This is a genomic window from Enterobacter sp. Res13-Sevr-PEC09-46, assembly GCF_015672585.1.
Lineage (GTDB): Bacteria > Pseudomonadota > Gammaproteobacteria > Enterobacterales > Enterobacteriaceae > Enterobacter > Enterobacter hormaechei_C.
In genome coordinates this window covers 126,782-152,020 of record NZ_JADABR010000030.1, presented here as the reverse complement: position 1 = coordinate 152,020, position 25,239 = coordinate 126,782, and the positions used below count along the sequence as shown (strand labels likewise).

At 55.4% G+C, this 25,239-nt stretch carries 24 protein-coding genes; 20 read left to right on the top strand and 4 right to left on the bottom strand.

Annotated features, from left to right (window positions below; all coding sequences use genetic code 11):
* Nucleotides 1–3 precede the first annotated feature (3 nt).
* From IMQ56_RS19120 to ptsG, 11 genes are all read left to right on the top strand, one after another.
* Entirely contained in the window at nucleotides 4–957 is a 954-nt protein-coding gene (locus tag IMQ56_RS19120) for a beta-ketoacyl-ACP synthase III (protein WP_045615697.1), read from the top strand.
* Nucleotides 958–972: 15 nt separating this feature from the next.
* Nucleotides 973–1,902 (top strand): ACP S-malonyltransferase, encoded by a 930-nt coding sequence (gene fabD / locus IMQ56_RS19115; protein WP_015570824.1) that lies wholly within the window; start codon nucleotides 973–975, stop codon nucleotides 1,900–1,902.
* 12 nt (nucleotides 1,903–1,914) lie between these two features.
* The gene (gene fabG / locus IMQ56_RS19110; protein WP_003857956.1) at nucleotides 1,915–2,649 is read left to right on the top strand and encodes a 3-oxoacyl-ACP reductase FabG; all 735 of its coding nucleotides are present in this window, start codon (nucleotides 1,915–1,917) and stop codon (nucleotides 2,647–2,649) included.
* 154 nt (nucleotides 2,650–2,803) lie between these two features.
* Nucleotides 2,804–3,040 carry an acyl carrier protein gene (acpP, locus tag IMQ56_RS19105; RefSeq protein ID WP_003857954.1) on the top strand — a complete coding sequence of 79 codons (237 nt, stop codon included), beginning with the start codon at nucleotides 2,804–2,806 and terminating at the stop codon, nucleotides 3,038–3,040.
* Between the two features lie 91 nt (nucleotides 3,041–3,131).
* Nucleotides 3,132–4,373, top strand: coding sequence for a beta-ketoacyl-ACP synthase II (gene fabF, locus IMQ56_RS19100; protein WP_003857950.1), 1,242 nt, complete (start codon nucleotides 3,132–3,134; stop codon nucleotides 4,371–4,373).
* A 121-nt stretch (nucleotides 4,374–4,494) separates the two neighbouring features.
* Complete coding sequence (gene pabC / locus IMQ56_RS19095; RefSeq protein WP_023303428.1) at nucleotides 4,495–5,304, top strand: aminodeoxychorismate lyase; 810 nt, start codon at nucleotides 4,495–4,497, stop codon at nucleotides 5,302–5,304.
* Between the two features lie 2 nt (nucleotides 5,305–5,306).
* Complete coding sequence (yceG, locus tag IMQ56_RS19090; protein ID WP_017384722.1) at nucleotides 5,307–6,329, top strand: cell division protein YceG; 1,023 nt, start codon at nucleotides 5,307–5,309, stop codon at nucleotides 6,327–6,329.
* Nucleotides 6,319–6,960 carry a dTMP kinase gene (gene tmk / locus IMQ56_RS19085; RefSeq protein WP_003857946.1) on the top strand — a complete coding sequence of 214 codons (642 nt, stop codon included), beginning with the start codon at nucleotides 6,319–6,321 and terminating at the stop codon, nucleotides 6,958–6,960. Before yceG ends, tmk begins: the two co-directional genes overlap by 11 nt.
* Complete coding sequence (gene holB / locus IMQ56_RS19080) at nucleotides 6,957–7,961, top strand: DNA polymerase III subunit delta' (RefSeq protein WP_196063654.1); 1,005 nt, start codon at nucleotides 6,957–6,959, stop codon at nucleotides 7,959–7,961. The genes tmk and holB overlap by 4 nt, the downstream gene beginning before the upstream one ends.
* 10 nt (nucleotides 7,962–7,971) lie before the next feature.
* Entirely contained in the window at nucleotides 7,972–8,766 is a 795-nt protein-coding gene (locus IMQ56_RS19075) for a metal-dependent hydrolase (protein WP_032670936.1), read from the top strand.
* Nucleotides 8,767–9,063: 297 nt separating this feature from the next.
* Nucleotides 9,064–10,497, top strand: coding sequence for a PTS glucose transporter subunit IIBC (ptsG, locus tag IMQ56_RS19070; RefSeq protein WP_003857942.1), 1,434 nt, complete (start codon nucleotides 9,064–9,066; stop codon nucleotides 10,495–10,497).
* A gap of 141 nt (nucleotides 10,498–10,638) precedes the next feature.
* Here the strand turns inward: ptsG and fhuE are convergent, their stop codons facing one another.
* Nucleotides 10,639–12,828, bottom strand: coding sequence for a ferric-rhodotorulic acid/ferric-coprogen receptor FhuE (fhuE, locus tag IMQ56_RS19065; RefSeq protein ID WP_032670937.1), 2,190 nt, complete (start codon nucleotides 12,826–12,828; stop codon nucleotides 10,639–10,641).
* 353 nt (nucleotides 12,829–13,181) lie between these two features.
* Here fhuE and hinT point away from each other — a divergent pair, with 353 nt between their 5' ends.
* From hinT to IMQ56_RS19025, 8 genes are all read left to right on the top strand, one after another.
* A complete protein-coding gene (gene hinT / locus IMQ56_RS19060; RefSeq protein WP_006809243.1) occupies nucleotides 13,182–13,541 on the top strand; it encodes a purine nucleoside phosphoramidase in 360 nt (119 codons plus the stop codon).
* Between the two features lies 1 nt (nucleotide 13,542).
* Nucleotides 13,543–13,917, top strand: coding sequence for a YcfL family protein (locus tag IMQ56_RS19055; protein WP_003857939.1), 375 nt, complete (start codon nucleotides 13,543–13,545; stop codon nucleotides 13,915–13,917).
* Between the two features lie 13 nt (nucleotides 13,918–13,930).
* Nucleotides 13,931–14,575, top strand: coding sequence for a penicillin-binding protein activator LpoB (lpoB, locus tag IMQ56_RS19050; protein WP_085929697.1), 645 nt, complete (start codon nucleotides 13,931–13,933; stop codon nucleotides 14,573–14,575).
* Nucleotides 14,556–15,380 carry a thiamine kinase gene (gene thiK, locus IMQ56_RS19045; protein ID WP_017384718.1) on the top strand — a complete coding sequence of 275 codons (825 nt, stop codon included), beginning with the start codon at nucleotides 14,556–14,558 and terminating at the stop codon, nucleotides 15,378–15,380. Before lpoB ends, thiK begins: the two co-directional genes overlap by 20 nt.
* A gap of 11 nt (nucleotides 15,381–15,391) precedes the next feature.
* Nucleotides 15,392–16,417 (top strand): beta-N-acetylhexosaminidase, encoded by a 1,026-nt coding sequence (nagZ, locus tag IMQ56_RS19040; RefSeq protein WP_003857934.1) that lies wholly within the window; start codon nucleotides 15,392–15,394, stop codon nucleotides 16,415–16,417.
* 31 nt (nucleotides 16,418–16,448) lie between these two features.
* Entirely contained in the window at nucleotides 16,449–16,991 is a 543-nt protein-coding gene (ycfP, locus tag IMQ56_RS19035) for an alpha/beta hydrolase YcfP (RefSeq protein ID WP_006809239.1), read from the top strand.
* A 236-nt stretch (nucleotides 16,992–17,227) separates the two neighbouring features.
* Nucleotides 17,228–18,532: an NAD(P)/FAD-dependent oxidoreductase gene (locus tag IMQ56_RS19030; RefSeq protein WP_017693633.1), complete on the top strand. Its 1,305-nt coding sequence runs from the start codon at nucleotides 17,228–17,230 to the stop codon at nucleotides 18,530–18,532.
* Nucleotides 18,533–18,725: 193 nt separating this feature from the next.
* A complete protein-coding gene (locus IMQ56_RS19025; RefSeq protein ID WP_017384715.1) occupies nucleotides 18,726–19,265 on the top strand; it encodes a glycine zipper 2TM domain-containing protein in 540 nt (179 codons plus the stop codon).
* Between the two features lie 60 nt (nucleotides 19,266–19,325).
* On the opposite strand, the gene IMQ56_RS19020 is transcribed toward IMQ56_RS19025, so the two are convergent.
* The gene (locus IMQ56_RS19020) at nucleotides 19,326–19,961 is read right to left on the bottom strand and encodes a TetR/AcrR family transcriptional regulator (protein WP_015570813.1); all 636 of its coding nucleotides are present in this window, start codon (nucleotides 19,959–19,961) and stop codon (nucleotides 19,326–19,328) included.
* A gap of 245 nt (nucleotides 19,962–20,206) precedes the next feature.
* On the opposite strand from IMQ56_RS19020, the gene bhsA reads away from it, so the two are divergent.
* Nucleotides 20,207–20,464: a multiple stress resistance protein BhsA gene (gene bhsA / locus IMQ56_RS19015; protein WP_006809234.1), complete on the top strand. Its 258-nt coding sequence runs from the start codon at nucleotides 20,207–20,209 to the stop codon at nucleotides 20,462–20,464.
* A 77-nt stretch (nucleotides 20,465–20,541) separates the two neighbouring features.
* Here bhsA and IMQ56_RS19010 read toward each other — a convergent pair whose 3' ends face one another.
* On the bottom strand, nucleotides 20,542–21,507 hold the full coding sequence (locus IMQ56_RS19010) for a L,D-transpeptidase family protein (protein ID WP_196063653.1): 966 nt from the start codon (nucleotides 21,505–21,507) through the stop codon (nucleotides 20,542–20,544).
* A 145-nt stretch (nucleotides 21,508–21,652) separates the two neighbouring features.
* Nucleotides 21,653–25,099, bottom strand: coding sequence for a transcription-repair coupling factor (mfd, locus tag IMQ56_RS19005; RefSeq protein ID WP_196063652.1), 3,447 nt, complete (start codon nucleotides 25,097–25,099; stop codon nucleotides 21,653–21,655).
* Nucleotides 25,100–25,239: the final 140 nt, after the last annotated feature.

Here is a 25,239-nt window from a genome sequence, read left to right as displayed (position 1 = left end):
TACATGTATACGAAGATTTTAGGTACCGGCAGCTACCTGCCAAAACAAGTGCGTACCAACGCCGATCTTGAAAAAATGGTAGATACGTCTGACGAGTGGATTGTCACGCGCACAGGTATCCGTGAACGTCGTATCGCCGCGCCAGACGAAACTGTGTCCACCATGGGCTACGAAGCCGCTCAGCAAGCGCTTGAGATGGCTGGCATTGATAAAGAACAGATCGGGCTTATTGTGGTGGCGACAACCTCTGCCACGCATGCCTTCCCAAGCGCAGCGTGCCAGGTGCAGAACATGCTCGGCATCAAAGGCTGCCCGGCATTTGATGTTGCAGCAGCGTGCGCGGGTTTCACCTATGCGCTGAGCATCGCCGATCAGTATGTAAAATCGGGCGCCGTAAAATATGCGCTGGTGATCGGCGCTGATGTGCTGGCGCGTACCTGCGATCCAACCGATCGCGGCACGATCATTATTTTTGGCGATGGCGCGGGCGCGGTGCTGCTGGGGCAGTCCGAAGAGCCGGGCATCATCTCCACGCACCTGCATGCCGATGGCCGCTACGGCGAGCTGTTAACGCTGCCTAACGCCGATCGCGTTAATCCTGATAACTCCATTTACCTCACCATGGCAGGTAATGAAGTATTCAAGGTGGCGGTGACTGAGCTTGCGCATATTGTCGATGAGACGCTGGAAGCCAATAACCTTGAACGCACCGCACTCGACTGGCTGGTGCCGCATCAGGCGAACCTGCGTATCATCAGCGCGACGGCGAAGAAGCTGGGCATGTCTATGGATAACGTTGTGGTGACGCTTGATCGCCACGGCAACACCTCTGCGGCATCGGTACCGTGCGCATTTGACGAAGCGGTACGCGATGGACGAATTAAACGGGGCCAACTGGTCTTGCTTGAAGCCTTTGGTGGCGGGTTCACCTGGGGTTCCGCGCTGGTTCGTTTCTAGGATAAGGATTAAAAAATGACGCAATTTGCTTTTGTGTTCCCGGGACAGGGCTCGCAAACTGTTGGGATGTTGTCTGAAATGGCAGCAAACTATCCGGTTATTGAAGAGACTTTCCGTGAAGCCTCTGACGCGCTGGGTTATGATCTGTGGGCGCTGACCCAACAGGGCCCCGCTGAAGAGCTGAACAAAACCTGGCAGACTCAACCGGCACTGCTGGCAGCCTCCGTCGCATTGTGGCGCGTATGGCAGCAGCAGGGCGGCAAAGCGCCGACGCTGATGGCGGGTCATAGCCTGGGTGAATACTCTGCGCTGGTCTGCGCAGGGGTGATTGCCTTCGCTGACGCGGTACGCCTGGTTGAATTGCGTGGTAAATTCATGCAGGAAGCGGTGCCAGAGGGCACGGGCGGCATGTCTGCCATCATCGGTCTGGATGATGCTTCTATCGCTAAAGCCTGTGAAGAATCTGCTGAAGGTCAGGTCGTTTCTCCGGTAAACTTTAACTCGCCAGGCCAGGTGGTAATCGCGGGTCATAAAGAAGCGGTTGAGCGTGCAGGTGCTGCCTGTAAAGCTGCGGGCGCAAAACGTGCACTGCCCCTGCCGGTGAGCGTACCGTCTCACTGCGCGCTGATGAAGCCCGCTGCCGATAAGCTGGCGGTTGAGCTGGAAAAAATGACCTTTAACGCACCGACGATTTCCGTTGTGAATAACGTCGATGTGCAGTGCGAAACCGCGCCGGAGGCTATCCGTAACGCGCTGGTTCGCCAGCTCTACAGCCCGGTTCAGTGGACTAAAACCGTTGAATTTATGGCGTCTCAGGGCGTTGAACATCTGTATGAAGTTGGTCCAGGTAAGGTACTTACCGGTCTGACAAAACGTATTGTAGATACCCTGACTGCCTCGGCGATTAACGAGCCGGAAGCCATGAAAGCGGCACTCTCGCAATAAAAGAGGAATACCATGAGTTTTGAAGGAAAAATTGCCCTGGTGACCGGCGCAAGCCGCGGTATTGGGCGCGCTATTGCTGAAACACTGGTTGCGCGCGGCGCGACGGTGATCGGGACTGCGACCAGTGAGAATGGCGCACAGGCCATCAGCGACTATCTGGGTGCGAACGGTAAAGGTCTGGTACTGAATGTGACTGAACCAGCATCTATCGAATCTGTTCTGGAAAATATTCGCGCAGAGTTTGGCGAAGTGGATATTCTGGTCAATAATGCCGGGATCACTCGCGACAACCTGCTGATGCGAATGAAAGACGACGAGTGGAACGATATTATCGAAACCAACCTGTCATCTGTATTCCGTCTGTCAAAAGCGGTAATGCGCGCTATGATGAAAAAGCGTCATGGTCGTATTATCACTGTAGGTTCTGTGGTTGGTACCATGGGAAATGCTGGTCAGGCTAACTACGCTGCGGCGAAAGCAGGTCTGATCGGTTTCAGTAAGTCGCTGGCGCGTGAAGTCGCGTCCCGCGGAATTACTGTAAACGTTGTTGCTCCGGGCTTTATTGAAACGGACATGACGCGTGCGCTGACTGATGAGCAGCGTGCGGGTACGCTGGCGGCAGTTCCGGCGGGTCGTCTTGGCGACCCTAAAGAAATCGCCAGCGCGGTTGCATTTTTAGCCTCTGACGAAGCGGGTTACATCACTGGTGAAACCCTCCACGTCAACGGCGGGATGTACATGGTTTAATCACGATCGAAAATATTTGCGTTATTTGGGCAAATGGCCTCAAAATAACGTAAAATCGTGGTAAGACCTGCCGGGATTTAGTTGCAAATTTTTCAACATTTTATACACTACGAAAACCATCGCGAAAGCGAGTTTTGATAGGAAATTTAAGAGTATGAGCACTATCGAAGAACGCGTTAAGAAAATTATCGGCGAACAGCTGGGCGTTAAGCAGGAAGAAGTTGTGAACTCCGCTTCCTTTGTTGAAGACCTGGGCGCAGATTCTCTTGACACCGTTGAGCTGGTAATGGCTCTGGAAGAAGAGTTTGATACTGAGATTCCGGACGAAGAAGCTGAGAAAATCACCACCGTTCAGGCTGCCATTGATTACATCAACGGTCACCAGGCGTAAGTGAACATCTCCAGGCGGTCATTCGACCGCCTGAGTTTTATCTTTTGTTGTCCCACGAATCTCTTTTTTTATCCCTCCCTGGAGGACAAGCGTGTCTAAGCGTCGTGTAGTTGTGACCGGACTTGGCATGTTGTCTCCTGTCGGCAATACCGTAGAGTCCACCTGGAAAGCTCTCCTTGCCGGTCAGAGCGGCATCAGCCTAATCGACCATTTCGATACTAGCGCCTATGCAACGAAATTTGCTGGCTTAGTAAAGGATTTTAACTGTGAAGAGATCATCTCGCGCAAAGAACAGCGCAAGATGGATGCCTTCATTCAATATGGAATTGTCGCTGGCGTTCAGGCCATGCAGGATTCTGGCCTTGAGATTACGGAAGAGAACGCGACCCGTATCGGCGCCGCTATCGGCTCCGGGATTGGCGGTCTTGGTCTGATTGAAGAAAACCATACATCTCTGATGAATGGCGGCCCGCGTAAAATCAGCCCGTTCTTCGTTCCGTCTACGATTGTCAACATGGTGGCAGGTCACCTGACCATTATGTTCGGCCTGCGTGGCCCAAGCATCTCAATCGCGACAGCCTGTACGTCTGGCGTGCATAACATCGGCCAGGCCGCGCGCATCATTGCGTACGGCGATGCAGATGCTATGGTTGCGGGCGGCGCTGAAAAAGCCAGTACCCCACTGGGCGTCGGTGGCTTCGGTGCAGCGCGTGCGCTCTCTACCCGAAACGATAATCCTCAGGCGGCGAGCCGTCCGTGGGATAAAGACCGTGACGGCTTCGTGCTGGGTGACGGTGCAGGCATGATCGTACTGGAAGAGTACGAACACGCGAAAAAACGTGGCGCGAAAATTTATGCTGAAGTTGTTGGCTTTGGCATGAGCAGCGATGCTTATCACATGACGTCTCCTCCAGAGAACGGCGCAGGCGCTGCGCTGGCGATGGAAAACGCCATTCGCGATGCGGGCATTACGCCGGCACAGATTGGCTACGTTAACGCGCACGGGACGTCTACCCCTGCGGGCGATAAAGCAGAAGCGCAGGCTGTTAAGTCTATCTTCGGCGAATCTGCCAGCCGTGTGCTGGTGAGCTCCACGAAATCCATGACCGGTCACCTGCTGGGTGCTGCGGGGGCAGTAGAGTCAATCTACTCAATTCTCGCGCTGCGCGATCAGGCTGTACCGCCAACCATCAACCTGGATAATCCGGATGAAGGTTGCGATCTGGACTTCGTTCCTCACGAAGCGCGCCAGGTTAGCGGTATGGAGTATACCCTGTGTAACTCCTTCGGCTTCGGTGGGACTAACGGTTCTCTGATCTTCAAAAAGGTCTGAGTCTGGTTAGCCGCTGACGATAAAAAAAGGTCCGCTTGTCGGGCCTTTTTTATTAGGTGAAATCCCCTTGTCCGGCTGCCCACATCCTGCCAGACTGAGCCTCCACGCATAAGGAGCCACCATGTTTTTAATTAATGGCCTTGAGCAAGAAACGCTGCCGGCAAGCGACAGGGCGACCCAGTTTGGCGATGGCTGTTTCACGACTGCGCGTATTCTCGACGGTGGCGTGTGTCTGCTCGGGGCCCATATCCTTCGTTTACAAAAAGCCTGCGAAGCACTACTGATCCCTTTCTCGCAGTGGGACATTCTTGAAAGTGAAATGCGTCGGCTGGCGTCAGATAAAGCAAGCGGCGTCCTGAAAGTCATTATTAGCCGCGGGAGCGGTGGCCGGGGCTATAGCGGTTCTGCCTGTCTGCATCCTACGCGGGTCCTTTCCGTTTCAGATTATCCTTCCCATTATGCGCACTGGCGTGAAGAGGGCGTAGCCCTGGCGTTAAGTCCGGTACGTCTGGGGCGAAACCCGATGCTCGCTGGCATAAAACATCTCAACCGCCTTGAACAGGTGCTTATTCGTACTCATCTTGAGCAGACGGAGGCCGGGGAGGCGCTGGTTCTTGACAGCGAAGGGTACATTACGGAATGCTGTGCGGCTAATTTACTCTGGCGGAAGGGCAGTGACGTGTTCACGCCTTCGCTGGAGCAGGCCGGCGTCAACGGCATTATGCGGCAGTTTTGTCTGCACCAGCTGGCACGCGCAGGCTTTCGCGTTGTCGAAGTCAACGCTAAGGAAGAGGCGCTGCTGTCTGCCGATGAAGTCGTAATCTGCAATGCGCTGATGCCCGTTGTCCCCGTTCGCGCTTATGGCCGCAAATGCTGGTCATCCCGCGAGCTGTTCCAGTTTCTGGCCCCGTTATGTGAGCAAACCAGGTAGTCATGAAGAAAATGTTACGCTTTGTCCTCCTTCTTATCGTTGCGTTCGGTATCGCTGGCGGAGCGGGAGTGTGGAAAGTCCGTCAGCTGGCGGAGAGTCAGATTCTGATAAAAGATGAGACGATTTTTACCCTGAAAGCGGGGACCGGGCGGCAGGCGCTTGGTCAGCAGCTGTATGACGACAAAATTATCAATCGCCCACGCGTATTCCAGTGGCTGCTGCGTATTGAACCGGACCTGTCCCATTTCAAGGCCGGCACCTATCGCTTTACCCCTGGCATGACCGTGCGCGAGATGCTGCAACTGCTGGAGAGTGGTAAAGAAGCCCAGTTCCCGCTGCGTTTTGTGGAAGGTATGCGTCTGAGCGATTACCTCAGGCAGCTGCGGGACGCGCCATACATTAAGCATACGCTGAAAGATGACCGCTACCAGACCGTGGCAGACGCCTTAAAATTCGAACATCCCGAGTGGGTGGAAGGCTGGTTCTGGCCCGATACGTGGATGTATACGGCAGGCACGACGGATGTGGCCATTCTGAAGCGCGCGCACAACAAAATGGTCGCGGCGGTAGACGCTGCCTGGAAAGGGCGAGCAGAGGGCCTGCCTTATAAAGATCAAAACCAGTTCATGACGATGGCCTCGATCATCGAGAAAGAGACGGCCGTTGCTGCCGAACGTGACCAGGTTGCCTCGGTGTTTATTAACCGTCTGCGCATCGGCATGCGTTTGCAAACCGATCCTACCGTCATCTACGGCATGGGCGAAAACTACAACGGCAGGATTTCCAGAAAAGATCTGGAGACGCCAACGGCGTATAATACCTACGTGATTAGCGGCCTGCCGCCTGGACCGATCGCGACGCCGAGTGAAGCATCGTTGAAGGCCGCCGCGCACCCGGCCAAAACGCCGTATCTCTATTTTGTGGCTGACGGAAAAGGGGGGCATACGTTTAATACCAACCTGGCCAGCCACAATCGCTCCGTTCAGGACTATCTGAAGGCACTTAAGGAAAAAAATGCGCAGTAAATACATTGTCATTGAGGGACTCGAAGGGGCGGGCAAAACAACTGCCCGTAACGTGGTGGTGGATACGCTTACGTCGCTTGGCGTTGCCGACATGGTCTTTACCCGCGAGCCGGGCGGTACGCAGCTGGCGGAAAAACTGCGCAGCCTGGTTCTGGATATCAAATCCGTTGGCGATGAAGTTATTACCGACAAAGCGGAAGTGCTGATGTTCTATGCGGCGCGCGTTCAGCTGGTGGAGACGGTGATCAAACCCGCTCTGGCAGAAGGGAAATGGGTGATCGGCGATCGCCACGATCTCTCAACCCAGGCGTATCAGGGCGGTGGCCGGGGTATCGACCAGACCATGCTGGCTACGCTTCGCGACGCGGTTCTGGGCGATTTCCGTCCTGACCTGACGCTGTATCTGGACGTAACTCCTGAGGTGGGCCTGAAGCGCGCCCGTGCCCGCGGCGAACTGGACCGCATTGAGCAGGAGTCTTTTGATTTCTTTAACCGCACCCGTGCGCGTTATCTGGAACTGGCCGGGCAGGACAAGACCATTCGTACCATCGATGCGACGCAATCCCTTGAAGACGTTACGCGTGATATTCAGCAGACCGTTACGCAGTGGCTACAGGAGCAGCAGGCATGAAATGGTATCCATGGTTGCGCCCACACTTTGAACAGCTGATCGGCAGCTATCAGGTTGGTCGGGGGCATCATGCGTTACTGATCCAGGCGCTGCCGGGAATGGGTGATGATGCGTTGATTTACGCCATCACCCGCTTTCTGATGTGCCAACAGCCGGAAGGACATAAAAGCTGCGGTAAATGCCGGGGTTGCCAGCTTATGCAGGCGGGCACGCATCCTGACTATTACACCCTCGAACCCGAGAAGGGCAAAAATACGCTCGGTATCGACGCGGTGCGTGAGGTCAGTGAGAAACTGTACGAATATGCGCGTCTGGGGGGGGCGAAAGTGGTGTGGCTGAAAGACGCCGCGCTACTCACGGAAGCCGCAGCCAACGCCCTGTTAAAAACCCTGGAAGAGCCGCCAGAGAATACCTGGTTTTTCCTCTCCTGCCGCGAGCCGGAACGCTTGCTGGCGACGCTGCGCAGTCGCTGCCTTCTTCACCACCTCGCTGTCCCTCAGGAATCCTGGGCGCTCGCCTGGCTTGAGCGAGAAGTGACGGTGTCACAAGATGCGGCGCACTCGGCGTTGCGCCTGTGCAGCGGTGCGCCTGCGGCTGCGCTGGCCTTATTGCAGCCGGAAGTGTGGTCCCAGCGTGAAACGCTATGTCGTGCGGTTGAATCAGCCCTCGACAGCCATGACTGGCTGAGCGTGCTGCCAGCGCTGAACAGCGATCAGGCACCGGAACGGCTGCACTGGCTGGCCGCACTGCTGCTGGATGCGCTCAAAATCCAGCAGGGGGCGACGCTTCTGACTAACCCTGACGTGTGGGCGCTGGTCACCACGCTGGCGAATCGCCTGTCAGGGCAGTCGCTGCACGCTATCCTTCATGATATCTGCCAGAGTCGTGAACAACTTTTGACGGTAACCGGTCTCAATCGCGAGCTTTTACTGACCGACCAGTTACTGCGTATCGAACACTACCTGCAACCGGGCGTCATACCGCCGGTTTCCCACCTCTGAGAGAGACGTTATGTTTTTAGTCGACTCACACTGCCATCTTGATGGCCTGGATTATCAGTCCCTGCATAAAAATGTGGACGACGTGCTGGCGAAAGCCGCCGCCCGCAATGTGAAATTTTGCCTGGCCGTGGCGACCACGTTGCCGGGTTACCGCTCCATGCGTGAACTGGTAGGCGAGCGCGATAATGTCGTCTTCTCCTGCGGCGTGCATCCGCTGAATCAGGATGAAGCGTACAATATTGAGGATTTACGCCGTCTTGCCGCAGAAGAGGGCGTAGTGGCGATGGGCGAGACCGGCCTGGACTATTTCTACACCCCGGAAACGAAACCTCGCCAGCAGGAATCCTTCCGCAACCACATCCGTATTGGCCGTGAACTGAATAAGCCTGTTATCGTTCATACCCGCGATGCGCGCGCCGACACGCTGGCGATCCTGCGGGAAGAAAAGGTGACGGATTGCGGTGGCGTACTACACTGTTTCACTGAAGACAGAGAAACGGCGGGTAAGCTGCTTGATTTAGGCTTTTATATCTCGTTCTCGGGGATTGTAACGTTCCGGAATGCTGAGCAACTGCGTGATGCGGCGCGATATGTTCCGCTGGATCGTATTCTGGTGGAAACCGATTCCCCGTACCTGGCACCGGTGCCTCATCGCGGCAAAGAAAATCAGCCAGCGATGACCCGGGATGTCGCTGAGTATATGGCCGTTCTGAAAGGTGTCAGTATTGAAGAGCTGGCTCGCGTGACAACGGAAAACTTCGCCAGTCTGTTCCATATCGACCCCGCCCGCCTGCAATCTGTCTGATACGCCTGTTATTTTTAGGCTCGTAATTAATAAGTAAAACGAGTAAAGTTCACCGCCTCATTTGGGGCGGTGATGGCGTTTTTAGACACATCCAGACATGCTTTATGTAAATATCTGCAAGTTTTTTGGCCGTCTTGAACTGAAACGTGATAGCCGTCAAACAAACTCAGAGGGAATTATTTTACTCTGTGTAATAAATAAAGGGCGCTTAGATGTCCTGTCCACGGCGCGGTACTCCCCCCGGGCCAATGCGTGAAAACGTAAAAAAAGCACAAATACTCAGGAGCACTCTCAATTATGTTTAAGAATGCATTTGCTAACCTGCAAAAGGTCGGTAAATCGCTGATGCTGCCAGTATCCGTACTGCCTATCGCAGGTATCCTGCTGGGTGTCGGTTCTGCAAACTTCAGCTGGCTGCCAGCCGTAGTTTCCCACGTGATGGCCGAAGCAGGCGGTTCTGTTTTTGCTAACATGCCGCTGATCTTCGCTATCGGTGTTGCTCTGGGCTTCACCAATAACGACGGTGTATCCGCGCTGGCGTCCGTTGTTGCTTACGGCATCATGGTGAAAACCATGGCTGTGGTTGCGCCGCTGGTACTGCATTTACCTGCTGAAGAGATTGCCGCTAAGCATCTGGCGGACACCGGTGTTCTCGGTGGTATCATCTCCGGTGCGATTGCAGCGTATATGTTTAACCGCTTCTATCGCATCAAGCTGCCTGAGTATCTGGGCTTCTTCGCGGGTAAACGTTTTGTGCCGATCATTTCTGGTCTGGCCGCGATTTTCACCGGTGTGGTTCTGTCTTTCATCTGGCCACCAATCGGTACGGCAATTCAGACCTTCTCTCAGTGGGCGGCTTACCAGAACCCGGTTGTGGCGTTCGGTATCTACGGCTTCATTGAGCGCTGCCTGGTACCATTTGGTCTGCACCACATCTGGAACGTTCCATTCCAGATGCAGATTGGTGAATACACCAACGCAGCAGGCCAGGTGTTCCACGGCGACATCCCACGCTACATGGCGGGTGACCCAACGGCAGGTAAACTGTCTGGTGGCTTCCTGTTCAAAATGTACGGTCTGCCGGCCGCCGCAATTGCGATCTGGCACTCTGCTAAACCAGAGAACCGTGCAAAAGTGGGCGGTATCATGATCTCCGCAGCGCTGACCTCGTTCCTGACCGGTATCACCGAGCCGATCGAGTTCTCCTTCATGTTCGTTGCGCCGATCCTGTACATCATCCACGCGGTACTGGCAGGTCTGGCATTCCCAATCTGTATCCTGCTGGGTATGCGTGACGGTACGTCCTTCTCTCACGGTCTGATCGACTTCATCGTTCTGTCCGGTAACAGCAGCAAGCTGTGGCTGTTCCCAATTGTGGGTGCGGGCTACGCAGTGGTGTACTACACCGTCTTCCGTGTGCTGATCAAAGCACTGGACCTGAAAACGCCGGGTCGTGAAGATGCAACGGAAGACAGCAAAGCCGGTGCGACCAGCGAAATGGCGCCTGCTCTGGTAGCTGCCTTCGGTGGTAAAGAGAACATCACTAACCTGGACGCGTGTATCACTCGTCTGCGTGTGAGCGTTGCTGACGTTGCGAAAGTAGACCAGCCGGGTCTGAAAAAGCTGGGCGCAGCGGGCGTCGTTGTTGCAGGTTCTGGTGTTCAGGCAATCTTCGGTACGAAATCCGATAACCTGAAAACCGAAATGGATGAGTACATCCGCAACAACTAAGCTGTGACCTGGGGAGACTAAGGCAGCCGAATGGCTGCCTTTTTTATTACTGCGGTTTGTGGTGCCGGGTGGTGGCGGCGTCTTACCCGGCCTACGTGATGGGTAGGCCCGGTAAGCGCAGCGCCACCGGGCTTCTGTCATTCAGAAATCGTAGCTCGCGCTCACCGAGACGTTCAGCGGCGCGCCATAAACCGCATACGATCCGACGTAATCGTAATACTCTTTGTCGAACAGGTTGTTGACGTTAGCCTGCACCGCAAAATCTTTGGTGACCTGATAACGGCTGAACAGGTTCACCAGCCCATAGCTGCCTTGCTCCGCGCGGGAACGTCCTGCCGGGCCGCCTTCCACGTCCGTCCACACTTTGTTCTGCCAGTTTACGCCACCGCCCACGGTCAGTTCCGGCAGCATTGGCAACTGATAGCGGGTGAAGAGCTTCATGGTTGTGCGCGGCTGATCGGAGCTGACGGCGTTGCCATTCTTATCTTCTGCGATGTAACGCGTCGCGCCGAAGGTCAGCTGCCAGTTATCGGTCAGGGCACCGTTGAGCTCGAACTCGACCCCTTTGCTGACCACCCCGTCCAGCGATTCATAGATCGACTCACCGCTCGGCATGTAGGTATAGGTGTTGCTGGCGACGTTATCCTGCTCAATGCGGAAAATCGCCAGCGAGGTGGTGAGGCGGGTATTAAACCAGTCCGCCTTCACCCCGGCTTCGTAGCTTTTACCCGTGGTAGGGTCAAGATAACGTCCGCTGGCATCGCGCTTATCCTGCGGCTGGAAGATAGAGGTATAGCTGACGTAGGTCGACCAGTCCTCATTGATGTCATACACCAGGCCGGCGTACGGCGTGACATCATCTTTGGTGCTTTCCAGACGGGTATTCGGCGATCCTGCCGGGTTATAACGAATGTTATATTGGGTGTAGCGCGCGCCCAGGATCAGGTGCAGCGGATCGGCCAGCGAGAAACGAGCCGACGAATAGGCTGAAGACTGGCGAATATCATCCTTGCTGTAGAGTTTCCACGGCGTCCACTGGGGATCGGCGATGTTCCCGTTCCAGTTCTTAAAGTTGCCGACATCAACCATGCCGTATACCGCATCCGGCATGGAGTTGTCGTAATGGTTACGCTGACGGCTGAAGCTGCCGCCGAACATCATTTCGTGCTGACGGCCAAAGAGATCGAAGCCGCCGCGCAGGAAGGCGTCAACCGCATCCTGTTTACGTTCCCCACGGTTCCAGCCGCCGTAACCTACCAGGCCCGCACCGGTCTCTTTATCCGGATAGCCGGACATATACATCAGTTTGGAGTCGAAGTTGGTTTCAGCGTGCATACCGTTGATGTGCGCTTCCCAGCCATTATCGAAACGCTGAGTCAGGTTAGCGAAGATGCGGGTGCTGTCTTTATCTGAATAAGCCCAGTCAGGTGCGACGGTCTGGCTACGATTGTAGTGGGTCTTACTTCCGTCGCTGTACCAGGTCGGCAGCCCGCCCCAGGTCGGGTCGGCGGTATGGCTTTCCTGATACTCATACCCTACCGAGAGGGTGGTGCTGTCGGTGACATCCGCGTCCATCACACCGTAGAGGAATTTCTTCCGGTAGTGGTAGTTATCCACGAAGCTGTCGTTGTCCTGATAACCCGTAATCAGACGGCCCCGTACCTTACCTGACTCTACCAGCGGCGCCTGGAGATCCAGCACGTAGCGCTGCTTGTCCCAGCTGCCGTAGCTGGCGGAGACGTTACCTTTAAATTCCGGGCTGTCCGCGTGCTTACGCACCATATTAACGTACGCCGCCGGGTTGCCGGTGCCGGACATCAGGCCGGTGGCGCCGCGAACCACTTCGATGCGGTCATAAATCGCGGTATCCGCGGCGGTATCACCAAAGTTCCACACTTCACTGATGGAGGTTGGCAGGTCGTCATAGGCGTAGTTGCTGACGAAAAAGCCGCGTGAGTAAAACACGGTACGGTCGCTGTCCTGCACCTGGGCCGTAATGCCCGTGGTATTCGTCAGCACCTGTCCGATGGATTGCAGATTCTGGTCAGCCATACGTTGCTGGCTGATAACGCTGACGGACTGTGGGATGTCGCGGGGAACCAGCAACAGTTTGGTGCCGGTGGTGGTAGTTTTTACGCTGTAATCCTGATCCTGGCTGGCAGAAAGATCCTGTGTGTTGTCAAAACCCCCGTCTACGACGACGGTATCTTCGGTGGTTGAAGCAGCGAAAGCGGCGGTTGGCGTCAATGCCATAGCAATGCAGGCGGCCAGCAACGAAGGTGTTGCGGCAGGCTGATGTTGCCCATCCCTGGTGTGATTAATGAAAGACATCATCAAACCCTTAGTGAATGGTGAAGGTAATTCGCGACAGTCCCGCTAGCACGGGCTGACGTCGTTTTCTATGTTAAAAATGCGCATGAAAATGCAAATGCGAAATATACGCATTGTGATTAACGCTGTAAACAGATGTTTCGGGATGAACTGAAATAAGGTTTCAGAAAAGAAATGTCCTAAAGCGATGCCTCTTCAGCCAGATGGCGGACAATCAGGAAAGAAATCACGGGAGAAGGTTGAAAGGACAGGAGAAACTCGCTCATACTCTTGTCTTGTGTCACGCAGTAAATCAGACAATGTGTGTTAACAACGGACGCACGACGCCAGATTAAACTTAAAAGGAAAAGGTCATGGCTGAAGAAACGATTTTCAGTAAAATTATCCGCCGCGAAATTCCGTCGGATATTGTCTATCAGGATGAACTGGTCACGGCTTTCCGCGACATTTCTCCCCAGGCGCCGACGCACATCCTTATTATTCCCAATATTCTGATCCCGACCGTTAATGACGTTAAAACCGAGCATGAAGTGGCGCTGGGCCGTATGCTTACGGTAGCCGCGAAAATCGCAGAGCAGGAAGGGATTGCTGAGGACGGATACCGTCTGATCATGAACTGTAATCGCCATGGCGGCCAGGAAGTCTATCATATTCATATGCATCTGCTGGGTGGACGTCCACTGGGACCGATGCTGGCACATAAAGGTCTTTAATATGTTAACTGGGCGTATTGCAGCGCTGATCGTGACGCTGGTAATGGTTGGGTGCAGCGCGCGTCCCGCCATCCCGGTCAGTGAAGAACAGACGCTGGTGATGGAGTCCTCAGTGCTTGCTGCGGGCATCACGGCGGAGAAACCTTCGCTGACCATAAGCGAAATCCAGTCTTCAGCCTCCTCTACGCTCTATAACGAAAGGCAAGAGCCAGTGACGGTGCATTATCGCTTCTACTGGTATGACGTGAGAGGTCTTGAGATGCACCCGCTTGAGGCGCCGCGCAGCGTGACTATCCCGGCAAGATCGTCAGTCACGCTCTACGGCAGCGCCAGCTATCTGGGTGCACATAAGGTGAGACTTTATCTTTATTTGTAAGGAGTGAACCTTGATTAAAACAATGAGCCGTTATGCGCTCCTGAGTGCTTTTGCACTCTTTCTGGCGGGTTGTGTGACGCGAACGGAAGAACCAGCACCGGTAGATCAGGCGAAGCCGGGAACGGAACAGCCAACAACGCCAGCGCAGCCTGTTCCAACCGTGCCGTCTGTACCGACCATTCCGGCGCAGCCTGGCCCGATCGAACATCCGGACGACACCGCACAGCCTGCGCCGCGAGTACGCCACTATGACTGGAACGGCGCAATGCAGCCGATGGTGGGCAAAATGTTGCAGGCACAGGGCGTTACGCCCGGTAGCGTGCTGCTGGTGGACAGCGTGAACAACCGTACAAACGGTTCCCTGAATGCGGGAGAAGCGACGGAAACCCTGCGCAACGCGCTGGCAAACAACGGTAAATTTACGCTGGTCTCAGCTCAGCAGCTCGCGGTCGCCAAGCAGCAGCTTGGTCTGTCGCCTCAGGACAGCCTGGGTTCGCGCAGTAAAGCGATTGGTATTGCCCGCAACGTTGGCGCGCAGTATGTCCTTTATTCTAACGCGACAGGCAACGTGAACACGCCGTCGTTGCAGATGCAGTTAATGCTGGTTCAGACCGGCGAAATTATCTGGTCAGGTAAAGGTGCCGTTACGCAACAATAAGCGCACGCGTCATGACGTCCTGACGCGTTATTTCCCTCAGTACCGTGTTATCGCGCCGCAAGCCCCCGCCGGGCTTGGCGGCGCGAGTTGCATTATTGAGCGTGGCGACCATCGGCTGGTTTTACGTCAGCATCACGATGCCGCCGCGCCTGCCTCCCATTTTCGTCGCCAGTTCCGCGCCCTGAAGCGCCTGCCCGCCGACCTTGCGCCACAACCTCATCTCTTTATCAGAGACTGGATGGCGGTGGCGTTTATTGCGGGTGAGATCAAAAGCGAGCTTCCCGATACGCCTGCGCTTGCAGCCATGCTGTATCATCTGCATCGCCAGCCGCGTCTGGGCTGGCGGGTAACGTTACTTCCTTTGCTGGATCACTACTGGCAGCAGGCTGCGCCTGGACGACGCACGCCCTACTGGCTGGCGCAGCTTAAGCGGCTACGCAGAGCGGGAGAGCCGCAGGCGTTACGTCTGGCGCCGCTGCATATGGATGTCCACGCGGGTAATATCGTTCATACCACGGCAGGCGAGAAACTTATCGACTGGGAATATGCCGGAGACGGTGACGTGGCGCTCGAACTCGCTGCGGTCTGGATGCCTGATGAGGCGTCGCGCGAGCAGCTGATAACCGCCTATGCCCGAAACGCCAACATCAATGCGCTCACCCTTGCGCGGCAGGTCGCGCGCTGGCGTCCGTGGGTGTTGATGCTGATGGCGGGATGGTTTGAAATGCGCCTTCAGCAGACAGATGACAAACAATTTATTGCGCTGGCAAATGATGCCTGGCGTCAGTTACAAACGAAAGGATAAGAGAGGTAGGTGTGGGTCCAGTAATGTTGGATGTCGAAGGGTTTGAGCTGGATGCGGAAGAGCGCGAAATTCTGGCGCATCCGCTGGTAGGGGGGCTGATTCTTTTCACCCGCAATTATCATGATCCGGAGCAGTTGCGTGAGCTGGTTCGCCAGATCCGTGCGGCGTCGCGCAATCACCTGGTGGTGGCCGTAGACCAGGAAGGTGGGCGTGTGCAGCGTTTCCGCGAAGGGTTTACCCGTTTACCCGCCGCGCAATCTTTTGCTGCGCTGCTGGGGATCGAAGAGGGCGGTCAACTGGCGCAGGACGCCGGCTGGCTGATGGCCAGCGAGATGATCGCCATGGATATCGACATCAGCTTCGCCCCGGTGCTGGACGTAGGACACATTAGCGCGGCAATTGGTGAGCGTTCGTATCATGACGATCCGCGTATTGCGCTGGCAATGGCGACGCGCTTTATTGACGGTATGCATGCTGCGGGCATGAAAACCACCGGCAAACATTTCCCGGGCCACGGGGCGGTGACGGCGGATTCCCATAAAGAAACCCCGCGCGATCCGCGCCCGGAAGCAGACATTCGCGCTAAAGACATGTCGGTTTTCCGCTCGCTGATCGCTGATAACAAGCTGGATGCCATCATGCCTGCGCACGTCATCTACAGTGAGGTCGATCCGCGTCCGGCCAGCGGCTCTCCGCACTGGCTGAAAACCGTACTGCGTCAGGAATTAGGCTTCAATGGCGTAATTTTCTCTGACGATTTATCCATGGAGGGGGCGGCAATTATGGGTAGCTATGCCGAACGTGGGCAGGCTTCGCTGGATGCGGGTTGCGATATGATCCTCGTCTGCAATAATCGTAAAGGGGCGGTGAGCGTGCTGGATAACCTGTCGCCGATCAATGCTGAACGTGTTACACAATTGTATCATAAAGGTTCATTTAGTCGTCAGGAGCTGATGGACTCGGCGCGCTGGAAAACGGTAAACGCCCGGCTTGAAGCCCTGAACGAGCGCTGGCAGGCACATAAAGCAGCCCTTTAATTCATCCCGGAAGGCGTAGCGTGGTGAGACGATGATCATTTATTTACACGGTTTTGACTCAAACAGTCCTGGTAATCATGAGAAAGTGCTGCAATTGCAGTTTATCGATCCGGATGTCCGGCTGATCAGTTACAGCACACGTCATCCGAAGCATGACATGCAGCATCTGCTTAAAGAAGTGGATAAAATGTTGCAGCTCAATATCGACGATCGCCCGCTGATCTGCGGCGTGGGGTTAGGAGGATACTGGGCAGAGCGCATCGGTTTTTTGTGCGATATCCGTCAGGTCATTTTTAATCCCAACCTCTTTCCGAACGAAAACATGGAAGGCAAAATCGATCGCCCGGAGGAGTACGCCGACATCGCAACTAAATGCGTGAGCAATTTCCGTGAAAAGAACCGCGATCGGTGTCTGGTGATCCTTTCCCGCAACGATGAAGCGCTGAACAGCTCCCGCGCCGCCGAGCTTCTGCACCATTACTACGAAATTGTCTGGGACGAAGAGCAGACCCACAAGTTCAAAAACATTTCCCCGCACTTGCAGCGTATTAAAGCCTTTAAAACGCTGGGCTGATCTCCCTGAACCTGATAAAGGCCCGGTACGTGAAAGCGTACCGGGCCTCTTTTTTGTCAGAGTTGTCTACTTTTAAACCATCAAAACTTGATACATATCAATTTTGGTATGACCAATGCGCCTGACGTGCTATTCTCAATGAATCTGAATGGTTTCAGCGCAGTAACCTGTTGTTAATTAAGGGTTATTTATATAACTTTTAATTAACAATTGGTTAATAATTTGAGGGGGTCACGTTGACTACGCCATTGAAAAAGATAGTGATTGTCGGCGGTGGTGCTGGCGGACTGGAGCTCGCGACACAGCTGGGTAAGAAGCTGGGTCGCGGTAAGAAAGCCAAAATCACGCTGGTGGATCGTAACCACAGTCATCTGTGGAAGCCGTTACTGCACGAAGTGGCGACCGGGTCGCTGGATGAGGGCGTGGATGCGCTGAGCTATCTGGCGCATGCGCGTAACCACCACTTCCAGTTCCAGCTGGGTTCGGTGGTGGATATCAATCGTGAAAACAAAACCATCACGCTGGCTGAGCTGCGTGATGATAAAGGCGAGTTGCTGGTTCCTGAGCGCAAGCTGGCCTATGACACGCTGGTGATGGCCCTGGGCAGTACCTCCAATGATTTCAACACCCCAGGCGTAAAAGAGCACTGCATCTTCCTGGATAACCCGCATCAGGCGCGTCGTTTCCATCAGGAGATGCTTAACCTGTTCCTGAAGTACACCAATAACATGGGTGCTAACGGCAAGGTCAACATTGCTATCGTGGGCGGCGGCGCAACGGGCGTTGAATTATCGGCGGAGTTGCACAATGCGGTCAAACAGCTGCACAGCTACGGCTACAAAGGGCTGACTAACGAAGCGCTGAATGTGACGCTGGTGGAAGCAGGTGAACGTATTCTGCCTGCGCTGCCGCCGCGTATTTCCGGCGCGGCGCACAACGAGCTGACCAAACTGGGCGTGCGCGTGCTGACCCAGACCATGGTGACCAGCGCGGATGAGGGCGGCCTGCATACCAAAGACGGCGAATATATCCAGGCCGACCTGATGGTTTGGGCTGCGGGGATCAAAGCGCCTGATTTCATGAAAGATATCGGTGGGCTGGAGACGAACCGCATTAACCAGCTGGTGACAGAGCCGACGCTGCAAACCACGCGCGATCCGGACATCTTCGCCATTGGCGACTGTGCCTCCTGCGCACGTCCGGAAGGCGGATTTGTACCGCCTCGCGCCCAGGCCGCGCACCAGATGGCAAGCCTCGTGCTGCATAACATCCTGGCGCAGATGAAAGGCAAACCGATGAAAGCCTATGTCTACAAAGACCACGGCTCTCTGGTGTCGCTCTCAAACTTCTCCACCGTGGGCAGCCTGATGGGTAACCTGATGCGCGGCTCCATGATGGTGGAAGGGCGCATCGCCCGCTTCGTGTACATTTCTCTGTACCGTATGCACCAGATTGCGCTGCACGGCTACTTCAAAACCGGCCTGATGATGCTGGTTGGCCGCATCAACCGCGTGATCCGTCCACGCCTGAAGCTGCACTAATTTCTCTCTCCCTCCGGGCCCTCCGGAGGGAATTCTTAGCACATCATGCTGTGCATTTCCCTCCTGACGCTTAAGAGTTCTCTTAAACCCACGTTGTCCCGGTCAACAGCCCTGATTTTGATCCTTTATCTTATTGGCGAAGCGTTTATTGCGCTGCAAAATTGCTACCAATTGCAACAAAGGAGGAAGTCCCGTGAATAAATCAATGTTGGCGGGTATAGGGATTGGCGTCGCAGCTGCGTTAGGTGTGGCTGCCGTTGCCAGTCTGAACGTACTTGATCGTGGCCCGCAGTATGCGCAGGTGGTTTCCGCTACACCGATCAAAGAGACGGTCAAGACGCCTCGTCAGGAGTGCCGTAATGTTTCTGTCACCCACCGTCGTCCGGTTCAGGATGAAAACCGTATCGCTGGCTCCGTGCTGGGCGCGGTTGCTGGTGGGGTGATTGGTCATCAGTTTGGTGGCGGCCGTGGTAAGGATGTCGCGACGGTGGTTGGTGCGCTGGGTGGCGGTTATGCCGGTAACCAGGTACAGGGCGCGATGCAGGAAAATGATACCTACACCACAACGCAGCAGCGCTGTAAAACCGTGTATGACAAGTCTGAAAAAATGTTGGGCTACGACGTAACCTACAAAATTGGCGATCAGCAGGGCAAAATCCGCATGGATAAAGATCCTGGCACGCAGATCCCTCTCGACAGCAACGGTCAGCTGATACTGAATAACAAAGTGTAAAAAAGATGTTCTCTGAACTTAGCTCCTCATGCGCTCAGGCTGAGGAGCTTTTTTTTTGCGTCAGAGTTTAAGAAGTTCAGGCCACAGGCGCAGCGTTGTTTGCGTAATCCCCTGCAATTTTTCCAGCGTCGCGCCTTCACGGGCGCTGATGGACATCCCCTGTAAAATACAGCTCAGATACTGGGAAAGCTCCTGCGGACGGCAATGCGCCGGTATTTCGCCGCGCTGCTGACGCTGAGCCAGAAACGTGCTGAGCGTCTCCTCCTGCATCGCATGTCGCGATTTGACCGTGTTGGCAATCTCTTTAGACGATGCCGCGAGGGTCGCGGAGGTGTTGATCATAAAACAGCCCGCAGGCGTGTCCTTGCTGGTATAGCAGGTCGCGATTGCCGTGAAATAATCCTGCAATGCCTGCTCAACCGTTTTTTCTTCGCAGAACAGCTGGGCTTCATGTTTTGCCGCGAAGCGCGCGATGTATCTGTCCAGAACGGCCCGGAATAAGCCTTCTTTGTTGGTGAACTCTGCGTACAGGGTAGGGGCTTTCGCGCCCGTTGCTTCCACGAGATCGGAAAGCGACGTGGCTTCATACCCATGCTGCCAGAAGAGCGTCATGGCCTTATCGAGCGCCGCATCCCTGTCGAACACTTTTGGTCGGCCACGGCTTTTCTTCGCGCAACGCGTGACATCGGTTGTCATGTGCCGTTGGTCCTCTGTTGTTTTGTTGAATAGTCATTATAAAAATAAACGTCTGCAACGACCAGCGGTGATTTCTGAAAAATAATTTAATTTTATCTTTATGAAATATAAGGCAAATGAAATTAATTTAACGACCATTATAAAAATGGGTTGACGTGTGACCTGGATCACATCTATCATTTACCTATCGATCGTTAACTAAATAACTAACGACCACTACATCATCTGCCTAAAGGTATAAAATCATGAAAAACGTTAAAACCCTCATCGCTGCCGCCGTTCTGAGTTCACTCTCTTTCGCAAGCTTCGCTGCTGTTGAAGTGCAATCCACGCCAGCAGACCAGCAGAAAGTCGGTACCATCTCTGCCACTGCCGGGACTAATCTGGGCTCTCTGGAAGATCAGCTGGCACAAAAAGCTGACGAAATGGGTGCGAAATCATTCCGCATCACCTCTGTGACCGGTCCTAACACCCTGCACGGTACCGCTGTTATCTACAAATAAGCGTAACGCAACCCTCCGTTATGCCACTGCAATAAAAAACGCCCTGCTGATGCAGGGCGTTTGTCGTTATTACTGCTTTACATTGATTGCTGAGCAACCTCATGATGCCGCGTGACATCGGTTGGCATCCCCGAGCGCGCTTCAATCGCCCGCTCCATCACCGCGCCATCGGTATTGGCATTCGTTTTAAAGCTCACCATCGAGGCATTCAGATTAATCGGCAGCGTCTGCGGATCGTCATTGATGTTTTTCGATAGCGGCTGGTGGATCTCAACCAGACGGACGCCACCCGGCTCTTCAGACACTTTAATCGGCGTATTAATGATATTCACTTTCGTGCCAGGGGCGATCACGCGGTAGAGCGTTTTGATATCGTCATCGCGCAGGCGAATGCAGCCGGAGCTGACGCGCATCCCGATCCCGAAATCCGCATTCGTTCCGTGCAGAAGATAAACCCCACCGTATGCCGCCAGGCGAATCGCATGGTGCCCCATCGGATTATCCGGGCCAGCAGGCACCACGGCAGGCAGGTCGATACCTTGAGCTTTATAACGGGCGCGAATGTTTGCCGTCGGGGTCCAGGTTGGATTAGCGCGCTTATCAGAGACGGTGGTGACCATGGTAGGCGTGAGCGTATCGCCCCCCAACTGACCAATACCGATAGGGTAGACGGTCACTTCGTTCTTGCCCGGCGGGTAGTAATACAGACGCAGCTCGGCGAGGTTAATCACAATGCCCTGACGCGGCGCGTCCGGCAGGATGGTTTGCAGCGGAATCGTCAGTACGCTGCCTGCCCGGGGCACGTATGGATCTACGCCCGGGTTGGCCTGCAACAGCGCCAGGAACCCGACGTTATATTTTTTGGCAATCGCTTCCAGCGAACCGCCATCGTTTTCAACCACGTGAAAGCGGTTTTCACCTACGACATTGCTGCCGGCAGGCGGAAGAGGCCAGGTATTGGCGCGAGCAGGGAGCGCGACGGCAACCGTCGCGGCCAGCGCAAACAGAGTTAACCAGCGGGTAAAACGCGAAGAAATCATCATTATCATAATCCATACAAATGATAAGGTTATTGTTTTATAAGGCGTTAATGATAATTATGGCGAATGTATAGTCGGGAAGTTCGGGCGAAGTGCAAAGAGTTTGTAAATTGTCCCCCCGCCAGCCGGGCGCTGGCGGGGGATACCGTTATGCGATGGCGTTCTCTTCCAGCTGACGCATAAAGTTACGCACCCAGTCCATGCGGGTTTTACGTTCCGTCAGATCCTGAGTAAATTTCAGACGCGTCGGGCCATCAAGACGGAAATGCTGCGGCTGTTTTTGCAGGAGGCCAATCAGCCACATCGGATCGACGTGGTTCTTCTCGGCAAACTCAATGACGCCGCCTTTCTCATTGCCTTCAAGCTTGCGAATGCCCAGCTTCTGCGCCTGCTGACGCAGGCGGGCAATATCCAGCAGGTTGCGCGCCGCATCGGGCAATATCCCAAAACGGTCAATCAGTTCGACTTTGATCTCTTCCAGCTCTCCTTCGCTTTTCGCGCTGGCAATGCGTTTGTAGAACGACAGACGGGTATTCACGTCAGGAATAAAATCATCCGGCAGCAGAGAAGGCATGCGCAGTTCCACTTCGGTCTGCTGGCTGGTGAGATCTTCCAGAGACGGTTCACGTCCGGCTTTAAGCGCGTCGACGGCATTTTCCAGCAGCTCCATATACAGCGAGAAACCGATGGTTTCCATGGAGCCGCTCTGGTCTTCACCCAGCAGCTCACCGGCGCCGCGGATCTCCAGGTCGTGGGTCGCCAGCGCAAAGCCAGCGCCCAGATCTTCCAGCGAGGCGATAGCTTCCAGACGCTTTTGCGCGTCGGTGGTCATCGCCTTCGGATGCGGCGTCAGCAGCCAGGCGTAGGCCTGATGGTGCGAGCGCCCGACGCGCCCGCGCAGCTGGTGCAGCTGGGCCAGGCCGAAGTGATCCGCACGTTCGATAATGATGGTGTTCGCCGTTGGAATGTCGATCCCGGTCTCAATGATGGTGGTACACACCAGCACGTTGAAACGCTGGTGGTGGAAATCGTTCATCACCCGCTCCAGCTCGCGCTCGCGCATCTGGCCGTGACCAATGGCGATGCGCGCTTCCGGTACCAGCTCTGCCAGCCTGTCGGCGGCTTTCTGAATATTTTCGACGTCGTTATAAAGGTAATACACCTGGCCGCCGCGCAGCACTTCGCGCAGGATCGCCTCGCGCACCACCAGATTGTCGTACTCGCGAACAAAGGTTTTCACCGCCAGACGGCGCGCCGGTGGGGTGGCGATTATCGACAGATCGCGCATGCCGCTCATCGCCATGTTCAGGGTGCGCGGGATCGGCGTTGCGGTCAGGGTCAGAATGTCGACGTCGGCGCGCATCGCTTTGATGCGCTCTTTATGGCGCACCCCGAAGCGGTGCTCTTCATCCACGATCAGCAGCCCCAGATCTTTCCAATTCACGTCGCTTTGCAGCAGCTTGTGAGTGCCGATCAGAATATCAATTTTGCCTTCGCTTGCCTGTTCCAGGATTTGCGTCTGCTCTTTGGCGCTGCGAAAACGCGACAGCATCTCAATGCGCACCGGCCAGTTGGCGAAGCGGTCGCGGAAGTTGTCGAAGTGCTGCTGGGCGAGGAGGGTAGTCGGCACCAGCACCGCCACCTGCTTGTTGTTTTCCACCGCCAAAAAGGCGGCACGCATCGCCACTTCGGTTTTGCCGAAGCCCACGTCACCGCAGACCAAGCGGTCCATGGCCAGCGGCTGGCACATGTCGCTCAGCACGGCGTTAATGGCCTGGGCCTGATCCGGCGTAGTTTCAAACGGGAAGCTGTCGCAGAATAGCTGATACTGCTCTTTATCATGCTTAAACGCATAGCCCTCTTTGGCCGCACGCTGGGCGTAAATATCCAGCAGCTCGGCGGCCACGTCGCGTACTTTTTCCGCTGCCTTCTGGCGCGCGCGCGCCCAGGCATCGCCGCCCAGCTTATGCAGCGGCGCGTTGTCTTCCGCGCCCCCGGCGTAGCGACTGATCAGGTGCAGGGACGACACCGGCACGTACAGTTTGGCGTCGTTGGCGTAGGTCAGCATCAGGTATTCACCTTTGATGCCGCCTGCTTCGAGGGTGGTCATCCCCTGATAGCGACCCACCCCGTGTTCAAGGTGAACGATCGGCTGACCGGGGTGCAGTTCGGCCAGGTTACGGATCAGGGTGTCTGGGTTGATGGTGCGACGGCTGTCCTGACGACGGCGCGCGACGCGCTCGCCCAGCAGGTCGCTTTCACAAATCAACGCCAGGTTATTGAGCGTATCAATGAATCCGTGCTCGGCGGCGCCGATCATCAGGTAACGGCCATTTCCGGTCGCTTCGCTCAGGCGAAGAATGCGCTTCGGCGCAACTTTGATCCGTCCCAGCAGTTCGCCCAGCGCTTCACGGCGACCCTCACTTTCAACGGAGAAGACCACCGGCCCGGTGAAGGACTCAAGAAACTTGCGCAGATTATCAAGGGGGGATTTCTGCTGCGCCTGGACGGCCAGATCAGGCAGCGTCCGGAACGCGAGATTGGTGTTCGCCGCCTTCTCGGCAAGCGCGTCGGTTTTGAGCTGCATGCGCGGCCAGCGTTTCAGCTCGGCGTTGAGCTCGTCGGTACGTAGCCACAGCATTTCCGGCGGCAGCAGCGGACGCATCGGGTCAACGCCCCGGTTTTCAAAGCGGGCGCGCGTTTCGCTTTCAAAGCGGCTGGCACTGGCGTCGATATCCCCGGTGTTAACAATCAGCGTATTCGCCGGGAAGTAGCTGAACAGCGCCGGCAGCGGTTCGTTAAAGAACAGGGGCTGCCAGTACTCGATCCCGGCCGGAAGGGTGCCCTTGCTGACTTGCTGGTAGATATGTTCGGCATCGCGCTTCACGTCGAACCTGTCGCGCCACTGGCTGCGGAACAGCTCGATGGCGGTTTTATCCGTCGGGAACTCATGGGCGGGCAGTAGGTTAATGGAGTCCACTTCCTCCAGCGTGCGCTGGGTGTCAGCGTCGAACACGCGCAGGCTGTCGATCTCATCATCAAAGAAATCCAGACGATATGGCCGATCGCTGCCCATCGGATAGAGATCCAGCAGCGCACCGCGCGTCGCATATTCGCCGTGCTCCATCACCTGGTCGACATGTCGATAGCCGGCTCCGTCCAGCTGCACGCGCAGGGCATCGCGCGACAGGCGTTGGCCTTTTTTCATCACCAGCGCATGGCCGTGCAAATAGCTGTGCGGACAGACGCGCTGCATCAGGGTATTCACCGGCACAATCAGCACGCCGCGCTGCATGGTGGGAAGCTGATACAGCGTCGACAGGCGCGAGGAGATGATCTCCTGGTGCGGAGAAAAACTGTCGTAGGGAAGCGTTTCCCAGTCGGCCAGGCTGAATACCAGACTGTCGGTGAACTGACGAATTTCGTCGTGCAGGCGCAGGGCGTTTTGCATGTCCGGGGCAACCAGCACCACCGGCCCAGGATGCCGCTCAGCAATTTCCGCCACCAGGGTGGCGCAGGCCGCGCCCGTGAGTTCGCCCAGCTGGCGCTGGTCGCCCGCTTTGACAGGCAAGGAGTAACGATAGTGTTCAGGCATGGCTATGTCAGAGTCTCTTGGGGATATACCAACAGTATTGGGGCATATCACTGATACGCAATGTCTTTATTATCCTCGATCGTTTTACATAAGCAAATCGTAACCGCACAAGAGGGAAAGTGCCCCCGGATGGGTAGAGG